The sequence below is a fragment of the Streptomyces ossamyceticus genome, from assembly GCF_001418475.1.
Lineage (GTDB): Bacteria > Actinomycetota > Actinomycetes > Streptomycetales > Streptomycetaceae > Streptomyces > Streptomyces ossamyceticus.
The window spans coordinates 1-18,440 of sequence record NZ_LIQX01000016.1 but is presented as its reverse complement, the minus strand read 5'-3'; the positions used below and the strand labels follow the sequence as shown (position 1 = coordinate 18,440).

Sequence of the window (18,440 nt, the reverse complement as noted above, 5' to 3'; positions counted from 1 at the left end):
CACGAACAACCCCACACCCCTTACGCGGGGGTGTGGTGCGGTTGATTGTTTCATAGTGTTTCGGTGGTCATAGCGTGAGGGAAACGCCCGGTTACATTCCGAACCCGGAAGCTAAGCCTCACAGCGCCGATGGTACTGCAGGGGGGACCCTGTGGGAGAGTAGGACGCCGCCGAACAATCATTGATAGAGCTGGTCCCCGAATTTCGGTTCGGGGACCAGCTCTTTTTTGTTGTGCGTCACTTGGCGTTCACATTGCGCGACGAGGATCCGCGTTATGGGTACCGTTGGAATGCTCAAGGCCGCAGGCGTCGGCGTCGGTGACGAGGTGGTCGTGCCGGCGTTCGGGAACCCCGAGGTCGCCCAGGCCGTGAGCCTGACAGGGGCAATGCCGGTCTTCGCGGACATAGACCCGCTGTCGTACTGCCTGGACGCGGCGGCCGTCGAGGCCGCGGTGACCACGCGGACCGTGGCGGTCGTCGCCGTACACCGTTTCGGCCGGTCGGCGGACATCACGACACTGCACCAAGTAGGGCAACGGCACGGCCTGTTGGTGTTGGAACAAGGCGAGTCCGAAGCGCCGTACAGCGAGGTCGGAGTGCGCAGGGAACGCGCCGCGTACCTCAGTACCAAGCTGAAAGGCGTAGGGACCCCGGTCGGATGCGATGGGCACACCTTCCAGCAGTACGTCGTACGGGTGCCAGGCAACGGGCGGCCCGATCGGGACGCGTTCGCACGGGCCGTCAAGGCCAAGGGAGTTGAATGCAGCGTGCCGGTGAAGACTCCGGTGCACCGCATGCCGGAGTTCCGGCGGGACATATGCCTCCCCGAGACCGAACGAGCCGCTGACGAGACACTCGCGCTGCCCATCGGCGGAGACATGTCGCGGCGCGAACTGCACCGGCTGGTGTCCGCCTGCAACGCGCTCGGCGGGCTGTTGCAGCCGGCGTTCTGAGAACGGTCGCCGAGCGTACGAGCTGGGTTTGGGAGCACGGCTCTGTTCGGGGTATGATCTATTGTGTTGCCGCGAGGGAAACCTCGAAAGCGACAAGCCCCTATAGCTCAGTCGGCAGAGCGTCTCCATGGTAAGGAGAAGGTCAACGGTTCGATTCCGTTTGGGGGCTCAGCAGAAAGGCCCCGCCCATCCGGGCGGGGCCTTTCTTATGCCCTTCTCCGATCGCCGCCCGCTCAGTCCTTGTGCAGGCCCGGAACACGCATCGCCAGGATGGCCATGTCGTCCGACGGGGCGTCCGAAGCGAAGCGCTCGACCGCGCGCATCACGCGGGCCGCGACAGCGCCGGCCGTGAGACCCGTACAGGTGGTGAGGACCTCCGTCAGGCCGTCGTCGCCCAACATGCGGGTGCCCTCGCGGCGTTCGGTGACGCCGTCCGTGACACAGAGGAGCACGTCACCGGGATCGAGGGTGACCGTCTGCTCGTACAGTTCCAGGTCCTCCATGACACCGAGGAGGGGCTGGGGTTCGGCGGCCGGCTCCACCGTGCCGTCCTGGCGCAGGCGGAGCGGGAGCGGGTGCCCGGCGCAGACGACCTTCAGGACGGCGCTGCCGTCCTCCTGAGGCCACAACTCGCCGTACAGGAGGGTCAGGAAGCGGCTACGGGCGCCCTCGTCGATGATGGCGGAGTTCAAGCGCTCCAGGACGGCCGGGCCGCCGTAGCCCTCGCGGGCCAGCAGACGCAGGGCGTGACGGGCGAGACCGGTGACCGCGGCGGCCTCCGGACCCGTACCGCAGACGTCGCCGATGGCGAAGCCGTACGCGCCGTCGCGGATCGGGAAGAGGTCGTAGAAGTCGCCGCCCACCTCGTTGCCCTCGCCGGCCGCGCGGTAGATGACCTCGACCTCGACGCCCTCGATGTCCGGCAGCTCCGGCGGGAGGAGGCTGCGCTGGAGGGACTGACTGATGGCCACGCGCTCCGAGTACAGGCGGGCGTTGTCCAGGGCCAGGGCGGCCCTGCGGGACAGGTCCTCCGCGAGCTCAAGGATCTCCTGGCGGAAGTGCTCGTCCGTCGGCTTGCCGAGCGTGAGCATGCCGATGACGCGGTTGCGGGCCACCAGGGGCAGGACGACCGTCTCCCCGCCCACGGCCGAGGCCGTCGCCAGGGTCGTGCCGATGCCCGAGCTGACCGTGGCCGGTTCGCCGAGGCCCAGGCTGCGCATCGAGGTGCGCAGAGCCGCACGGTGGGCCGCCTCCGCGGGGGCCGTCCAGACACGGGCGCCCGGAGTCGGGATCGGCTCGGGCGGAGCGATCTTGGACAGGAGGGCCTTCAGTCCGTCGATGAGGTCCTCGTCCTCGTGGAGCACGTACGAGAGGTACGGGTCGGAGGCCTGGTCGGCGATCGTGTACACCGCGCACCAGGTGGCGAGGGTCGGGATCGTCATCTGGGCCATCAGGGCCAGCGTCTGATCGCGGTCCAAGGTGCCCGCGAGGAGGTCGGAGGCCTCGACCAGGAACGACAGGGAACCGCGGCGCAGCCGCTCCAGCTCACCCAGGCGGGCCGACTCGACGGCGAGGGCGATGCGGTCGGCGGCGAACTGGAGGCGCAGGGCCTCCTCGTTGGAGTAGCGGCTCGCGGCCTCCGCGGCGACGCCGAGCGAACCCGTGAGGCGGCCCTCGACCTTCAGCGGGACCGTGACGACCGAGCGCATGCCCGTGCCGCTGAGGAGGGGGACCGCGCCGGGGACGGCCGCGAGGTCGTCGTGGACGGCCGGCATGCGGGCCGAGCCGTAGCGGCCGGGGCCGGCCTCCACGGGGACGCGTGCGAAGCGCTGGCGGGCCGAGGGAAGGCCGGTGGAGGCCCGTACCTCCAGCTCGGTCTCGTCGTCTGTGGCGAGGAGCAGGAACGCGGAGTCCCCGTCGAGCATGTCGCGGGCGCGCTCCACCGTGCGCTGGAGGAGGCCGTCGAGGTCGTCCGGGGCGGGGGAGCCGATGAAGACCTCGAAGGGGTCCGTGGCCTGGCCGCCCTCGCCGGAGCCGCTCGAATCGCCGGTGGGGACGCGGATCGGGGTCTGCAGGACGGCGCGCTCGTGGTCCCGTACGAGAAGGCAGACCGTGGACGGTTCGCCGGCCGTGTCGCGCACCCGGAGGTGGGAGGCGTACACCGGGGTCACCCGGCCGCCCGCGTCGCGGATGCCGTAACTGCCCTCCCAGCGGGAGAGTTGCAGGGCCTCCGCCACCCCGGTGCTGGTGCCGGGGGTGTGCGGCCAGGCGGCCAGGTCGGTGAGCGGCTTGCCGATGACCTGGTCCGGGGCGTAGCCGAACAGTTCCTCCGCGTCCTCGTTCCACGCGTTGATCGCGCCTGTGCGGTCGATCTGGACGACGGCGACGCGGACCCGGCCGTCGGCCAGGGGAAGCAGGTCGGCGGGGAGCGAAGGGCCTGCGGTGCGGGTGCCCACGGGGCGGTCGGGGAGGTCGAGTTGGAACCAGACCTGCTTGTGGGTGGGGGTGTACTCCACGCCCCAGCGGCCGGCCATCGCCGCGCACAGCTGGAGGCCGCGGCCTCCCTCGCGGTCGGGGCTGCCCATGTTGACGGGGCTGGCCTGGAGGGGGATCTCACGCTCGGGGTATCTGTCGGCGACCTCGATGCGCACCCCGTCCTCCGAGCGCAGGCACAACACGTCGGCGGAGGTGCCCGCGTGGACGACCGCGTTGGTGACCAGTTCGCTGGTGAGGACCACGGCGTCGTCGACGATCTCGGCGAAACCCCAGCCGTGGAGGGTGTCGCGAACGAACGAGCGGGCCGTCGCGACGGATCGCGAGACGGGGTCGAAACTGGCGGCCGCGCGCGCGGTGATCACAGAACTCCTTGTCCGGTTCTCGTCGTGCGAGGACCCACGACCGACCTCCTGCCGAGGCAGAGGCTGATCATCCGTCGGCCTGGGTTCCTGGGGGGCTGCCCCAGGATGCAGTCCGGTGGTCATGGTGCGGCCGCCCCTCCGATGCCTGCCCGCTCGTGCTCGTGCGCCACCGCCCAGGCCGGACGGGACCGGCATGGCTGGACAGCCGCATGCAAGGTTACTTACCTTCGCCGTCCATGCGGATGCCGGTCGTCTGTGTTTCCGTCCGGAGGTGTGCGGACCGTGTGCGAAGCTGCCGAACTGTTATGGCCTGGTTCAGCCATGGTGAAACACTGGGCAGGATTCCAGGAGAAGGCCGGGTCGGACGGCGTTCTGCCAGAGGTGCCGGGGAGTGGTGTCCGGCTCACCGAGCAGACGTATCCATGTACGAAGTAGTACGAGTGGTACGAGCAGTGCGATGCGGCCCAGTGGGGCGCAGTACGTCCAGCAGGAACGGTCGACCCTTGCGGGAGGGACACAGTGGAGTCTGGCGCAGCGACGCGAGGCACTAAGGCGCGCGCGAAAGGCGGACAGTCCCTGAACAAGCAGCGCAAACCGCGAGGCGGGACCACCACCGTGGACACGGCTGCCCTGGATCGGCTGTTGACGGCGCTGGAGGCCATGCGGGACGGCAACTTCCGCAAGCGGCTCACCGTCTCGGGTGACGGTGTCATGGCCGAGATCTCGGCCGTGTTCAACGAGGTGGCGGACCGCAATCTGCATCTGACCGGCGAGTTGTCGCGGGTGCGGCGGATGGTCGGCCGTGAGGGAAAGCTCACCGAGCGGCTGGAGACGGGCGCGACCGAGGGGTCCTGGGCGGCCGCGATCGACGCGTCGAACGCCCTGGTCGACGATCTCGTCCGGCCGGTCTCCGAGGTCAGCCGGGTGTTGTCGGCCGTCGCCGAGGGTGATCTGTCGCCGCGGATGGAGTTGCGGACGCACGCCCCGGACGGGAGCGGGCATCCGCTGCGCGGGGAGTTCCTGAAGGTCGGGCGGACCGTCAACAACCTGGTCGACCAGCTGTCGACGTTCACCGACGAGGTCACGCGTGTGGCCAGCGAGGTGGGCACCGAGGGCAAGCTGGGAGGGCAGGCCCGGGTGCGCGGGATGTCCGGTTCGTGGAAGGACCTGACCGAGTCCGTCAACACCATGGCGTACCGGCTCACCGCGCAGGTGAGGGACATCGCGCTGGTGACGACCGCGGTGGCCAAGGGTGATCTGTCCCGGAAGGTCACGGTTCACGTCGCCGGCGAGATGCTGGAGCTGAAGGAGACCGTCAACACGATGGTCGACCAGCTCTCCGCGTTCTCCTCCGAGGTGACGCGAGTCGCCCGTGAGGTGGGCACGGAGGGCCAGCTCGGCGGTCAGGCCGAGGTGCCGGGTGTGGCCGGAGTGTGGAAAGAGCTCACCGATTCGGTGAACACCATGGCCGGCAATCTGACGGCGCAGGTGCGGGGGATCGCCCAGGTCACCACCGCCGTCGCCAATGGTGATCTGTCGCAGAAGGTGACCGTCCCGGCACGCGGTGAGGTCGCCAAGCTCGCCGAGACGATCAACCAGATGACCGAGACGCTGCGGATCTTCGCCGACGAGGTCACCCGTGTGGCGAACGAGGTGGGGGCCGAGGGGCGTCTCGGCGGGCAGGCGCAGGTGCCGGGTGCGGCGGGTACGTGGAAGGACCTCACCGATTCGGTGAACACGGTCTTCCGGAACCTGACGATCCAGGTGCGGGACATCGCGGCGGTCACCACGGCCGTGGCCAACGGCGACCTCTCGCAGAAGGTCACCGTCGACGTGGCCGGCGAGATGCTGGAGCTGAAGAACACCGTCAACGGGATGGTCGACCAGCTGTCCTACTTCGGTGCCGAGGTCACCCGTGTGGCCAACGAGGTGGGGGCCGAGGGGCGTCTCGGCGGTCAGGCGAAGGTGCCGGGCGCGGCCGGGACGTGGAAGGACCTCACGGACTCCGTCAACACGGCGTTCCGGAATCTCACCGGACAGGTGAGGAACATCGCGGCGGTCACCACGGCCGTGGCCAACGGCGACCTCTCGCAGAAGGTCACCGTCGATGTCGCGGGCGAGATGCTCGAACTGAAGAACACCGTGAACACGATGGTCGACCAGCTGTCGTCGTTCGCCGACCAGGTGACCCGCATGGCCCGGGACGTGGGCACGGAGGGCCGCCTCGGCGGTCAGGCCCGCGTGGACGGTGTGTCGGGCACCTGGAAGGAGCTCACCGACTCCGTCAACTCGATGGCCGGCAACCTCACCTCGCAGGTGCGCAACATCGCACAGGTGACGACGGCGGTGGCCCGCGGTGACCTCTCGCAGAAGATCGACGTCGACGCGCGCGGCGAGATCCTGGAGCTGAAGAACACCATCAACACGATGGTCGACCAGCTGTCGTCCTTCGCCGACCAGGTCACCCGGGTCGCCCGTGACGTGGGCACCGAGGGCCGCCTCGGCGGTCAGGCGCACGTGCCGGGCGTCGCCGGTGTGTGGCGCGACCTCACCGAGTCCGTGAACGGCATGGCCGGCAACCTGACCGGACAGGTCCGCAACATCGCGCAGGTCGCCACTGCGGTCGCCCGCGGTGACCTCTCCCAGAAGATCACCGTGGACGCGCGCGGCGAGATCCTGGAGCTGAAGAACACGCTGAACACGATGGTGGACCAGCTGTCGTCGTTCGCGGAGGAGGTCACGAGGGTCGCCCGTGAGGTGGGCACGGAGGGCCAGCTCGGCGGTCAGGCCGAGGTGCAGGGCGTCTCCGGCACCTGGAAGGACCTCACCCAGTCGGTGAACTTCATGGCGAACAACCTGACCATCCAGGTGCGCCAGATCGCCGAGGTCACCACCGCGGTCGCGAAGGGCGACCTGTCGAAGAAGATCACCGTGGACGCCAAGGGCGAGATCCTCGAACTCGTCACCACGGTGAACACAATGGTCGACCAGCTGTCGTCCTTCGCCGAGCAGGTGACCCGGGTGGCCCGCGAGGTGGGCACCGAGGGCATCCTCGGCGGTCAGGCGCACGTGCCGGGCGTCACCGGCATCTGGAAGGACCTCAGCGGCAATGTGAACCTGATGGCCAAGAACCTGACCATGCAGGTGCGGAACATCTCCCAGGTGGCCGCGGCCGTCGCCAACGGCGACCTCACCCGTACGGTGACGATCGAGGCGCGCGGCGAGGTCGCGCAGCTCGCCGACACCTTCAACAGCATGGTCAAGACGCTGAGCTCCTTCGCGGACCAGGTCACCAAGGTGGCCCGCGAGGTGGGCACGGACGGCATCCTCGGCGGCCAGGCGCACGTACCGGGGGTGGCGGGTACGTGGAAGGACCTCACCGAGTCCGTGAACTCGATGGCGTCCAACCTGACCGGGCAGGTCCGCAACATCGCGATGGTCACGACCGCCATCGCCAAGGGCGATCTCACCAAGAAGATCGACATCGACGCGCGGGGCGAGATCCTGGAGCTGAAGACCACCATCAACACGATGGTCGACCAGCTGTCGTCCTTCGCCGAGGAGGTCACCAGGGTGGCCCGCGAGGTGGGCACCGAGGGGCAGCTGGGCGGTCTGGCGCGGGTGCGGGACGTCGACGGCACCTGGCGGGACCTCACCGAGTCGGTGAACGAGATGGCCGGGAACCTCACCCGGCAGGTGCGTGCCATCGCGCGCGTGGCCACCGCGGTGACCCGAGGTGACCTGAATCTCAAGATCGACGTGGACGCGTCGGGCGAGATCAAGGAGCTTCAGGACTACATCAACAAGATGATCGCCAACCTGCGCGACACCACGATCGCCAACCAGGAGCAGGACTGGCTCAAGGGCAACCTGGCCCGCATCTCCGCCCTGATGCAGGGCCGCCGGGACCTGGACGACGTGGCGTCGCTGATCATGAGCGAGCTGACCCCGGTGGTCTCCGCGCAGCACGGGGCGTTCTTCCTGGCGATGCCGTTGGTCGACGGCAAGGACCTGGGCCCGGACAACGAGGACCAGTACGAGCTGCGGATGCTCGGCTCGTACGGCTACTCGATGGGCTCCATGCCGACGTCGTTCGGGCCGGGGGAGGCACTGGTCGGGACGGCCGCGCAGGAGAAGCGCACCATCCTGGTGGAGAACGCGCCGAGCGGTTACCTGAAGATCTCCTCCGGGCTCGGTGAGGCGCCCCCGGCGCAGGTCATCGTGCTGCCGGTGCTCTTCGAGGGAACAGTGCTCGGCGTGATCGAGCTGGCGTCGTTCACACCGTTCACGCAGATCCAGAAGGACTTCCTCAACCAGATCGCCGAGATGATCGCGACGAGCGTCAACACCATCTCCGTCAACACCAAGACGGAGGTGCTGCTGAAGCAGTCGCAGGAGCTGACCGAGCAACTGCGGGAGCGGTCGGACGAGTTGGAGAACCGGCAGAAGGCCCTCCAGGCGTCCAATGCCGAACTGGAGGAGAAGGCCGAGCTGCTGGCCCGGCAGAACCGCGACATCGAGGTCAAGAACACCGAGATCGAGGAGGCGCGACAGGTCCTGGAGGAGCGTGCCGAGCAGCTCGCCGTCTCGATGCGCTACAAGAGCGAGTTCCTGGCGAACATGTCGCACGAGCTGCGTACGCCGCTCAACTCGCTGCTGATCCTCGCCAAGCTGCTCGCCGACAACGCCGAGTCGAACCTGACACCCAAGCAGGTCGAGTTCGCCGAGACGATCCACGGGGCGGGCTCCGACCTGCTCCAGCTGATCAACGACATCCTGGACCTGTCGAAGGTCGAGGCGGGCAAGATGGACGTCTCGCCGACCCGGATCGCGCTCGTCCAGCTCGTCGACTACGTGGAGGCCACCTTCCGGCCGCTGACCGCCGAGAAGGGCCTGGACTTCTCCGTACGCGTCTCTCCGGAGCTGCCGGCCACGCTGCACACGGACGAACAGCGGCTGCTGCAGGTGTTGCGGAACCTGTTGTCGAACGCGGTGAAGTTCACCGACTCCGGGGCCGTGGAGCTGGTCATCCGGCCGGCCGGCGCGGATGTGCCCGTGGCCATCAAGGAGCAGCTGCTGGAGGCCGGCTCGCTGAGCGACCCGGACGCCGACATGATCGCGTTCTCGGTGACCGACACCGGGATCGGTATCGCGGCCAGCAAGATGCGGGTGATCTTCGAGGCGTTCAAGCAGGCCGACGGCACCACGAGCCGCAAGTACGGCGGTACGGGTCTCGGGCTGTCGATCTCGCGGGAGATCGCCCGGCTGCTGGGCGGCGAGATCCACGCCCAGAGCGAGCCCGGACGCGGCTCCACCTTCACCCTTTACCTGCCGCTGCACCCGAGCGAACTGCCTCCGCAGGGCTACGCGAGCAACACCCCGTCCTCGCTGGAGGCCGGGGAGCTGCTGGCCTCCGAGGCCGAGCTGAGCGAGCCCGCGGAGACACCGGCCGAGGTGAAGTCGTACCAGGAGACGCAGAACGGGCCCGCCGCGCTGTTCAGGCGCCGCCGCAGGGCCGTGCCGGCCGGTCCGTCGTCCGGGATGCCCGGGCAGAGCAACGGGCAGGCACCGGAGCACTGGGCGCAGGAGGAGCCGCAGGCGCGCCGTGCGGCCCGGTTCGACGGGGAGAAGGTGCTGATCGTCGACGACGACATCCGCAACGTCTTCGCGCTCACCAGCGTCCTGGAGCAGCACGGCCTGTCGGTGCTGTACGCGGAGAACGGCCGTGAGGGCATCGAGGTCCTGGAGCAGCATGACGATGTGACAGTCGTCCTGATGGACATCATGATGCCCGAGATGGACGGGTACGCGACGACCACGGCGATCCGTCGGATGCCCCAGTTCGCCGGGCTGCCGATCATCGCGCTGACGGCCAAGGCGATGAAGGGCGACCGGGAGAAGGCGATCGACTCGGGGGCATCCGACTATGTGACCAAGCCGGTCGACCCGGATCATCTGCTCGCGGTGATGGAGCAATGGATGCGGAGTGAGTGACGGGGCGGGAGGCGCGCGGTCACAACCGGGTGAGCGGGGAGCCCAGTTGCTGACTGAGTGTGGCCGAAGCCGTGTAGAAACGCGGGATTCGGGGAACCTTCTGGTCCCCCGCCGCGTTTCTGCTACGAGCACAGTGACATCACGGTGACAGGGTGTGGCGACGGGCGGGGTGCGGCTACGATGACCGGCACAAGGACGGGCGGCGCAAGGGAGTCGTCCCCTGAGGTGACACCCGGCGGTGTCACCTCGGATCCTGAGGACAGGGGAGGCCCCAAGCCGGGGCGAGGAGGGCGGGCCATGGTGCAGAAGGCCAAGATCCTCCTGGTCGATGACCGGCCGGAGAATCTGCTGGCGCTGGAGGCCATCCTCTCCGCGCTCGATCAGACGCTGGTGCGGGCATCGTCCGGGGAGGAAGCGCTCAAGGCGCTGTTGACGGACGACTTCGCGGTCATTCTGCTGGACGTCCAGATGCCGGGCATGGACGGATTTGAGACGGCCGCGCACATCAAGCGGCGTGAGCGGACACGGGACATCCCGATCATCTTCCTCACCGCCATCAACCACGGCCCGCATCACACCTTCCGGGGGTACGCGGCGGGCGCGGTCGACTACATCTCCAAGCCGTTCGACCCGTGGGTACTGCGGGCGAAGGTCTCCGTCTTCGTCGAGCTGTACATGAAGAACTGCCAGCTCAGGGAGCAGGCGTCGCTGCTGCGGCTCCAGTTGGAGGGCGGCGGCAAGGGTGCGGCGGGCGGCTCGAAGGAGCCCTCCGGCGGCATCCTCGCCGAACTGTCCGCGCGCCTCGCGGCCGTGGAGGAGCAGGCGGAAGCCCTCTCCAAACAGCTCGACGACGACTCGGCGGACGCGGCGGCGGTGGCCACCGCCGCCCATCTCGAACGCAAACTCACCGGGCTGCGCAGGGCGCTGGACGCGCTGGAGCCGGGCACGGGCGGACCCGCCTCGTTGCCCTCGCAGAACTGAGCGGAGCCCAGTCGGGGGCGTGCACGGGTCCATGCCGCGGAAGTGGCCGGGACCCGGCCGCAGTTGTGCCCTGACGGCGCGAGGGCCGTGCTCTGACGGCAGTGGCAGCCGTGCACTGACGGCCTCGGTGGTTGTGTCCGACGGCACCGGCACTGAGTGGCCGTCAGAGGCCGTCAGCTTCGGGGCGACGGACACGCGACACGAACGGGTGAAGCAGTAGGCACACGTGTCGGCTGTGGCCTCCACCGGTAACCTCACACTCATGGCCTCACGTCAGTCCGCTGCGAAGAAGTCGCCCGCGAAGAGGGCGGCCGCTCCGACGAAGGCTCCGGCGAAGAAGGCCCCCGCGAAGAAAGCCGCCGCCAAGAAGGCACCCGCCAAGAAGGCGGCGGCGAAGAAGACGGCCCCTCCGAAGCCGGCGCCCAATCCGACCGGGGGCGTGTACAAGCTCGTACGCGCCGTCTGGCTCGGTGCCGCGCACGCCGTCGGAGCCGTCTTCCGCGGCATAGGGCAGGGTGCGAAGAACCTCGACCCGGCGCACCGCAAGGACGGCGTCGCGCTGCTGCTGCTCGCCCTCGCCCTGATCGTCGCCGCCGGCACCTGGTCCCATCTGCGCGGCCCCGTCGGCGACCTCGTCGAGATGCTCGTGACCGGCGCCTTCGGCCGGCTCGACCTGCTCGTGCCGATACTGCTCGCGATCATCGCCGTACGGTTCATCCGGCACCCCGAGAAGCCCGAGGCCAACGGCCGCATCGTCATCGGCCTGTCCGCGCTCGTCATCGGTGTGCTCGGACAGGTCCACATCGCCTGCGGGTCGCCCGCCCGCAGCGTCGGCATGCAGCCCATAAGGGACGCCGGCGGGCTCATCGGCTGGGGCACGGCCACCCCGCTGACGTACACCATGGGCGAGGCGCTCGCCGTGGCCATGCTCGTGCTGCTCACCGTCTTCGGGCTGCTCGTCGTCACCGCGACCCCGGTCAACGCGATCCCGCAGCGGTTGCGGCTCCTCGGGCAGAAGCTGGGCATCGTCGCGGCCGACGTGGACGAGGCGTACGGCGACGACGACGCGCGCTACGACGAACAGTGGCGTGAAGCGCTCCCCGCGCGCCCCCGCCGCGGTGGATCCGCCCCCCAGGAGTACGACCCCGACGGCGCCGAGCAGGAGGCCCTCACCAGGCGCCGACCCCGCCGTTCCGCCGTGCGCCAGCCCGACCCCGACCGGCCGATGGACGCCGTGGACGTCGCCGCCGCGGCCGCCGCCGCCCTCGACGGGGCCGTGCTCCACGGGATGCCGCCCTCGCCGGTGGTCGCCGACCTCACCCACGGCGTGAGCGCCGGGGACCGCGAGGACACCACGCCCGTACCCGCCGCGCGCACCAGGACGCCCAAGCAGGACCTCCCGGCCGGCAGGACGGCCAAGGCCCCGCAGCAGGAAGCCCTGGTGCCGGACCTCACCAAGAAGGCCCCCGACGAGCCGCGTGACCTGCCGGCGCGCGCCGAGCAGCTCCAGCTCTCCGGCGACATCACCTACGCGCTGCCCTCGCTCGACCTGCTGGAACGGGGCGGCCCCGGCAAGACCCGCAGCGCCGCCAACGACGCCGTCGTCGCCTCGCTCACCAACGTCTTCACCGAGTTCAAGGTCGACGCCTCCGTGACCGGCTTCACCCGCGGGCCGACGGTCACGCGCTACGAGGTCGAGCTGGGCCCCGCCGTGAAGGTCGAGCGGATCACCGCACTGACCAAGAACATCGCGTACGCCGTCGCCAGCCCGGACGTCAGGATCATCAGCCCGATCCCCGGCAAGTCGGCGGTCGGCATCGAGATCCCCAACACCGACCGCGAGATGGTCAACCTCGGCGACGTCCTGCGCCTCGCGGACGCCGCCGAGGACGACCACCCGATGCTGGTGGCACTCGGCAAGGACGTCGAGGGCGGCTATGTGATGGCCAACCTGGCGAAGATGCCCCATGTGCTCGTCGCGGGCGCGACCGGGTCGGGCAAGTCGTCGTGCATCAACTGCCTGATCACGTCGATCATGGTCCGCGCGACCCCCGAGGACGTGCGCATGGTCCTCGTCGACCCCAAGCGCGTCGAGCTGACCGCGTACGAGGGCATCCCGCACCTCATCACGCCGATCATCACCAACCCCAAGCGGGCCGCCGAGGCGCTCCAGTGGGTCGTGCGCGAGATGGACCTGCGCTACGACGACCTCGCGGCGTTCGGTTACCGGCACATCGACGACTTCAACGAGGCCATCAGGAACGGAAAGGTCAAGCTGCCCGAGGGCAGTGAGCGCGAGCTCCAGCCCTACCCGTACCTGCTGGTCATCGTGGACGAGCTGGCCGACCTGATGATGGTCGCGCCGAGGGACGTCGAGGACGCGATCGTCCGCATCACGCAGCTCGCCCGTGCGGCCGGCATCCATCTGGTGCTCGCCACGCAGCGGCCGTCGGTCGACGTCGTCACCGGTCTCATCAAGGCCAACGTGCCCTCACGGCTTGCCTTCGCCACCTCCTCGCTCGCCGACTCGCGCGTCATCCTCGACCAGCCGGGCGCCGAGAAACTCATCGGCAAGGGCGATGGGCTGTTCCTCCCGATGGGCGCGAACAAACCCACCCGCATGCAGGGCGCGTTCGTGACCGAGGACGAGGTCGCGGCGGTCGTCCAGCACTGCAAGGACCAGATGGCGCCCGTCTTCCGCGACGACGTCACCGTGGGCACCAAGCAGAAGAAGGAGATCGACGAGGAGATCGGCGACGATCTCGACCTGCTGTGCCAGGCGGCCGAACTCGTCGTCTCCACGCAGTTCGGCTCGACCTCCATGCTCCAGCGCAAGCTGCGCGTCGGCTTCGCCAAGGCCGGACGGCTGATGGACCTCATGGAGTCGCGGGGTGTCGTGGGACCGAGCGAGGGCTCCAAGGCGCGTGACGTTCTCGTGAAACCCGACGAGCTGGACGGAGTGCTGGCGGTGATCAGGGGGGAAACTGGGGAGTAGGGGGCCGCGCGGGAGGGCCTCCGAGCGGGTGGAACACGTCGGGAGCACGGGTGGACCTGCGGCATCCGGGTATTCGAACGTGACCCAGCCGTAAGGAAATGGTGAGCAACCGTTTCCCTTCGGTGTACGTCAAGTTGGGGGAAGGGGAAGCCACGTGCCTCACCCTCACCACCAGCAGGATGACCGGCCATTCTGATGGCGTACAAAGACCCACCGCCCGGTTGCCCCACCCTTTCGTACCCCCCCTAGACTGAACCTCCAGCACAGGTGGCTACACGCTCGAAAGGCGCCCCCGTGTCCATCGGCAACTCCCCTGACGGCAACTTCCCCGAAGACGAGCGTCCGTTCGAAGACGACCGAGACGAACGTATGGCGGAACGCCCCTCGATCGGCCATGCCCTCCGGCAGGCGCGCATCGACGCCGGGCTGACCGTCGACGACGTCAGTAACGCCACCCGGGTGCGCATCGCCATCGTGCACGCGATCGAGCGGGACGACTTCGCCCCTTGCGGCGGCGACGTCTACGCGCGCGGTCACATCCGCTCCGTCGCGCGTGCGGTGCGCATCGACCCCGCCCCGCTGCTCGCCCAGTACGACGAGGCGCACGGCGGGCGTCCCGCACCGACCCCGGCGGCGCCCCTGTTCGAGGCGGAGCGCATCCGCCCCGAGCGCCGCGGACCCAACTGGACCGCCGCCATGGTCGCCGCGATCGTCGCGGTGATCGGCTTCGTGGGCTTCACCGCGTTCGACGGCGGACAGGACGACGACGCCTCCAGCCAGGCCGTCGAGGGCTCCACGCCGACCGCCGGCAAGTCCCCCTCGCCCACCCCCAAGGCCGACAAGCCCGAGGCCGATCCCAAGCCGGAGCCGTCCGACAGCGCCATCGCGGCCGCGCCCCGTGACAAGGTCACCGTCCGGGTCACGGCCTCCAACGGCCGCAGCTGGATCTCCGCCAAGGACCACAGCGGCCAGCTGCTGTGGGACGGCCTCCTCCAGCAGGGCCAGTCCAAGACCTTCCAGGACAGCTCCAAGATCGACCTGGTCCTCGGCGACGCCGGGGCCGTCCAGCTCTACGTCAACGGCAAGAAGATCAAGGACGAGTTCCGTCCCGGCCAGGTCGAACGCCTGACGTACACGAAGGGCGACCCGGAGGTCGGCTGACCGGACGGTCGGCCGCGCGGGGGGCCGTGAGGCCCCCGACCGGGGGCGGACGATCCGCACAGAAGACGCACAGGGAAACGTACGCACGGGGTTGGCCAAGATCGGCCAACCCCGTCGACGTGGGCTGTCAGTGGGACGAAGTAGTCTTGAGCCCATGCCTGAACGCCGTACCGTCGCACTCGTCACTCTTGGCTGCGCCCGCAACGAGGTGGACTCGGAGGAGCTCGCAGGCCGTTTGGAGGCGGACGGCTGGGAGCTCGTCGAGGACGCCGAGTACGCGGACGTCGCGGTCGTCAACACCTGTGGCTTCGTCGAGGCCGCCAAGAAGGACTCCGTCGACGCCCTCCTGGAGGCCAACGACCTCAAGGGCCACGGCAGAACCCAGGCCGTCGTGGCCGTGGGCTGCATGGCCGAGCGGTACGGCAAGGAGCTGGCCGAGGCCCTGCCCGAGGCCGACGGCGTGCTCGGCTTCGACGACTACGCGGACATCTCCGACCGCCTCCAGACCATCCTGAGCGGCGGCGTCCACGCCTCGCACACCCCGCGCGACCGCCGCAAGCTGCTGCCGATCAGCCCGGCCGAGCGCCAGGACTCGGCGGCCGAGGTCGCGCTTCCCGGGCACGCCCCCGCCGATCTCCCCGACGGACTCGCACCCGCCTCCGGCCCGCGCGCACCGCTGCGCCGCCGGCTCGACGGGTCGCCCGTCGCCTCCGTGAAGCTCGCCTCCGGCTGCGACCGCCGCTGCTCCTTCTGCGCCATCCCGTCCTTCCGCGGCTCCTTCATCTCCCGCCGCCCCTCGGACGTGCTCAACGAGACCCGCTGGCTCGCCGAGCAGGGCGTCAAGGAGATCATGCTGGTCTCCGAGAACAACACCTCGTACGGCAAGGACCTCGGCGACATCCGGCTGCTGGAGTCGCTGCTCCCCGAGCTCGCCGAGGTCGACGGCATCGAACGGGTGCGCGTCAGCTACCTCCAGCCCGCCGAGATGCGGCCCGGCCTCATCGACGTGCTCACCTCGACGCCCAAGGTCGTGCCCTACTTCGACCTCTCCTTCCAGCACTCCGCGCCCGCCGTGCTGCGCTCGATGCGCCGCTTCGGCGACACCGACCGCTTCCTTGAGCTGCTCGACACCATCCGCGGCAAGGCCCCCGAGGCCGGTGTCCGGTCCAACTTCATCGTCGGCTTCCCCGGCGAGACCGAGGCCGACCTCGCGGAGCTGGAGCGCTTCCTGAACGGCGCGCGACTGGACGCCATCGGTGTCTTCGGATACTCCGACGAGGAGGGCACCGAAGCGGCCACCTACGACAACAAGCTCGACGAGGACGTGGTCGCAGAGCGTCTCGCGCGCGTCTCCCGGCTGGCCGAGGAGCTGGTCTCGCAGCGCGCCGAGGAGCGCGTCGGGCAGACGGTCCGCGTCCTGGTCGAGTCGGTCGACGGCGACGAGGGCGCCTACGGCCGCGCCGCCCACCAGGCGCCCGAGACGGACGGCCAGGTGCTGTTCACGAACGGCGAGGACCTGACGGTCGGCCTTATGGTCGACGCGAAGGTGGTCGGCACCGAAGGCGTCGACCTGGTGGCCGAGGCGCTTCCGGGCTCCCTCGCATGTACTGAGGAGGCGGCCAGATGACGGGTGTCCCGGCATCCGCGGCGGGCGGCTCCCCCGGCGCCAAGAGCGCCACGAGTGCCCCTGGCGCTCCCGGCGCCCCGAGCGCTTCCGGAGACGCCAAGCCCGTGCGTGGCGGGAAGCTCGGCGCTGCCGCAGTCAACCAGGCCAGCCTCTGGAACATCGCGAACATCCTGACCATGGTCCGCCTGGTCCTCGTCCCGGGCTTCGTCGTGCTGATGCTCATGGACGGCGGGTACGACCCCGTGTGGCGTGCCTGGGCCTGGGCCGCCTTCGCCGTCGCCATGATCACAGACATCTTCGACGGTCATCTGGCCCGCACCTACAACCTCGTCACCGACTTCGGGAAGATCGCCGACCCTATCGCCGACAAGGCGATCATGGGCTCGGCGCTGATCTGCCTGTCGTACCTCGGTGATCTCCCCTGGTGGGTGACGGCGGTCATCCTCGGCCGGGAACTCGGTATCACCCTGCTGCGTTTCGTCGTCATCCGGTACGGGGTGATCCCGGCGAGCCGCGGCGGCAAGCTGAAGACCCTCGCCCAGGGCACCGCCGTCGGGATGTACGTCCTGGTGTTGGAGGGCCCCCTGGCCACCCTGAGGTTCTGGGTGATGGCCGTGGCGGTCATTCTCACCGTCGTCACCGGACTCGACTATGTGAGACAGGCCATTGTGTTGCGCCGGCGCGGAATCGCCGAGCGCCAGGCCGCGGCGGAGGGAGCGGAACGGTGACGTCCACAGCCGCTGACGTGCTGCGACTACTGAGGGTGAGGGGCGAGACGCTCGCCGTCGCCGAGTCGCTCACCGGCGGTCTGGTCGCGGCCGCGATCACGGACGTCCCCGGCGCCTCCCAGGCCTTCCGAGGCTCGGTCACCGCGTACGCGACCGAGGTGAAGCACCAGTTGCTGGGGGTCGACGCCACCCTCCTGGATCAGCGCGGAGCGGTGGATCCGCAGGTCGCGGCCCAGATGGCGGACGGTGTCCGCAAGGCGCTCGGCGCCGACTGGGGAATTTCGACCACCGGGGTCGCGGGCCCCGACCCGCAGGACGGACAGCCCGTCGGCACGGTCCATGTCGCTGTCGCCGGCCCCCTCGGCGCGGATTCCGGCGCATTCGATGGCGGGAAAGTGGCGTCGTTGAGGTTGAACGGCGGCCGGGCGGAAATTCGTATGGAGAGTGTACGGAGCGTGCTCGGACTCCTCCTCCAGGAGCTCGTGGGCGAACAGACCGGGAATGAGCGGGCACAGGATACGGAACAGAACGGGGGGACTTGATGTTTGCAGCCCTGAGTGAACACAACAGCGCTCCCCGCACGGCCGCAGCGCAAGGCGGTACGGTGGGGCGTGAAGGATGCGGCTACACGGTCCGAGGAGGGAGCCACCGATGATTCTGCTCCGTCGCCTGCTGGGTGACGTGCTGCGTCGGCAGCGCCAGCGCCAGGGCCGTACTCTGCGCGAAGTCTCCTCGTCCGCCCGAGTCTCACTCGGCTATCTCTCCGAGGTGGAGCGGGGGCAGAAGGAGGCTTCCTCCGAGCTGCTCTCCGCCATTTGCGACGCGCTGGACGTACGGATGTCCGAGCTCATGCGGGAAGTGAGTGACGAGCTCGCCCTTGCCGAGCTGGCCCAGTCCGCAGCGGCCACCGAGCCGGTGCCAGCACCAGTGCGTCGACCCATGCTCAACTCCGTGTCGGTGGCCGGTGTGCCACCGGAGCGGGTCACGATCAAGGCGCCCACCGAAGCGGTGGACGTCGTGGCGGCGTGAGCGCCGCACGTGTATGCGTGAGGTTCGGCGCGCGCCGCTGAAGTCGAAGTAGAAGCGCGACGGAAGCCCCGGGCGGGGCCTCCAGGGAGACCTGGGGGTGCCGGCCGGGGCTTC

10 protein-coding genes, 1 tRNA gene and 1 rRNA gene are annotated in these 18,440 nt (G+C 69.3%); 11 read left to right on the top strand and 1 reads right to left on the bottom strand.

Features of this window, described 5'->3' with window-relative positions; genetic code table 11:
• Nucleotides 1–59: 59 nt before the first annotated feature.
• From rrf to AOK15_RS01570, 3 genes are all read left to right on the top strand, one after another.
• Nucleotides 60–176 (top strand): 5S ribosomal RNA (rrf, locus tag AOK15_RS01580).
• Between the two features lie 114 nt (nucleotides 177–290).
• Nucleotides 291–953, top strand: coding sequence for a DegT/DnrJ/EryC1/StrS family aminotransferase (locus tag AOK15_RS01575; protein ID WP_055511891.1), 663 nt, complete (start codon nucleotides 291–293; stop codon nucleotides 951–953).
• Between the two features lie 96 nt (nucleotides 954–1,049).
• Nucleotides 1,050–1,122, top strand: a tRNA-Thr gene (locus AOK15_RS01570).
• A 64-nt stretch (nucleotides 1,123–1,186) separates the two neighbouring features.
• Here AOK15_RS01570 and AOK15_RS01565 read toward each other — a convergent pair.
• Entirely contained in the window at nucleotides 1,187–3,934 is a 2,748-nt protein-coding gene (locus AOK15_RS01565) for a SpoIIE family protein phosphatase (RefSeq protein WP_079058244.1), read from the bottom strand.
• 396 nt (nucleotides 3,935–4,330) lie between these two features.
• Here AOK15_RS01565 and AOK15_RS01560 point away from each other — a divergent pair, with 396 nt between their 5' ends.
• The 8 genes from AOK15_RS01560 to AOK15_RS01525 all read left to right on the top strand — a co-directional run bounded on the left by AOK15_RS01560 (nucleotide 4,331) and on the right by AOK15_RS01525 (nucleotide 18,326).
• Nucleotides 4,331–9,805 carry a HAMP domain-containing protein gene (locus tag AOK15_RS01560; protein ID WP_107099311.1) on the top strand — a complete coding sequence of 1,825 codons (5,475 nt, stop codon included), beginning with the start codon at nucleotides 4,331–4,333 and terminating at the stop codon, nucleotides 9,803–9,805.
• A 297-nt stretch (nucleotides 9,806–10,102) separates the two neighbouring features.
• Complete coding sequence (locus AOK15_RS01555; RefSeq protein WP_055511884.1) at nucleotides 10,103–10,786, top strand: response regulator; 684 nt, start codon at nucleotides 10,103–10,105, stop codon at nucleotides 10,784–10,786.
• 262 nt (nucleotides 10,787–11,048) lie between these two features.
• Nucleotides 11,049–13,781 (top strand): FtsK/SpoIIIE family DNA translocase, encoded by a 2,733-nt coding sequence (locus AOK15_RS01550; RefSeq protein WP_240508260.1) that lies wholly within the window; start codon nucleotides 11,049–11,051, stop codon nucleotides 13,779–13,781.
• Between the two features lie 294 nt (nucleotides 13,782–14,075).
• Nucleotides 14,076–14,942, top strand: coding sequence for a helix-turn-helix domain-containing protein (locus tag AOK15_RS01545; RefSeq protein ID WP_055511880.1), 867 nt, complete (start codon nucleotides 14,076–14,078; stop codon nucleotides 14,940–14,942).
• Nucleotides 14,943–15,096: 154 nt separating this feature from the next.
• Nucleotides 15,097–16,569, top strand: a complete 1,473-nt coding sequence (rimO, locus tag AOK15_RS01540; RefSeq protein ID WP_055511878.1) for a 30S ribosomal protein S12 methylthiotransferase RimO — start codon at nucleotides 15,097–15,099, stop codon at nucleotides 16,567–16,569.
• A complete protein-coding gene (gene pgsA, locus AOK15_RS01535; RefSeq protein ID WP_079058242.1) occupies nucleotides 16,566–17,297 on the top strand; it encodes a CDP-diacylglycerol--glycerol-3-phosphate 3-phosphatidyltransferase in 732 nt (243 codons plus the stop codon). Before rimO ends, pgsA begins: the two co-directional genes overlap by 4 nt.
• Nucleotides 17,294–17,839 (top strand): CinA family protein, encoded by a 546-nt coding sequence (locus tag AOK15_RS01530; protein ID WP_055511874.1) that lies wholly within the window; start codon nucleotides 17,294–17,296, stop codon nucleotides 17,837–17,839. Before pgsA ends, AOK15_RS01530 begins: the two co-directional genes overlap by 4 nt.
• A gap of 109 nt (nucleotides 17,840–17,948) precedes the next feature.
• Entirely contained in the window at nucleotides 17,949–18,326 is a 378-nt protein-coding gene (locus tag AOK15_RS01525; protein WP_055511872.1) for a helix-turn-helix domain-containing protein, read from the top strand.
• The last annotated feature ends 114 nt before the right edge of the window (nucleotides 18,327–18,440 follow it).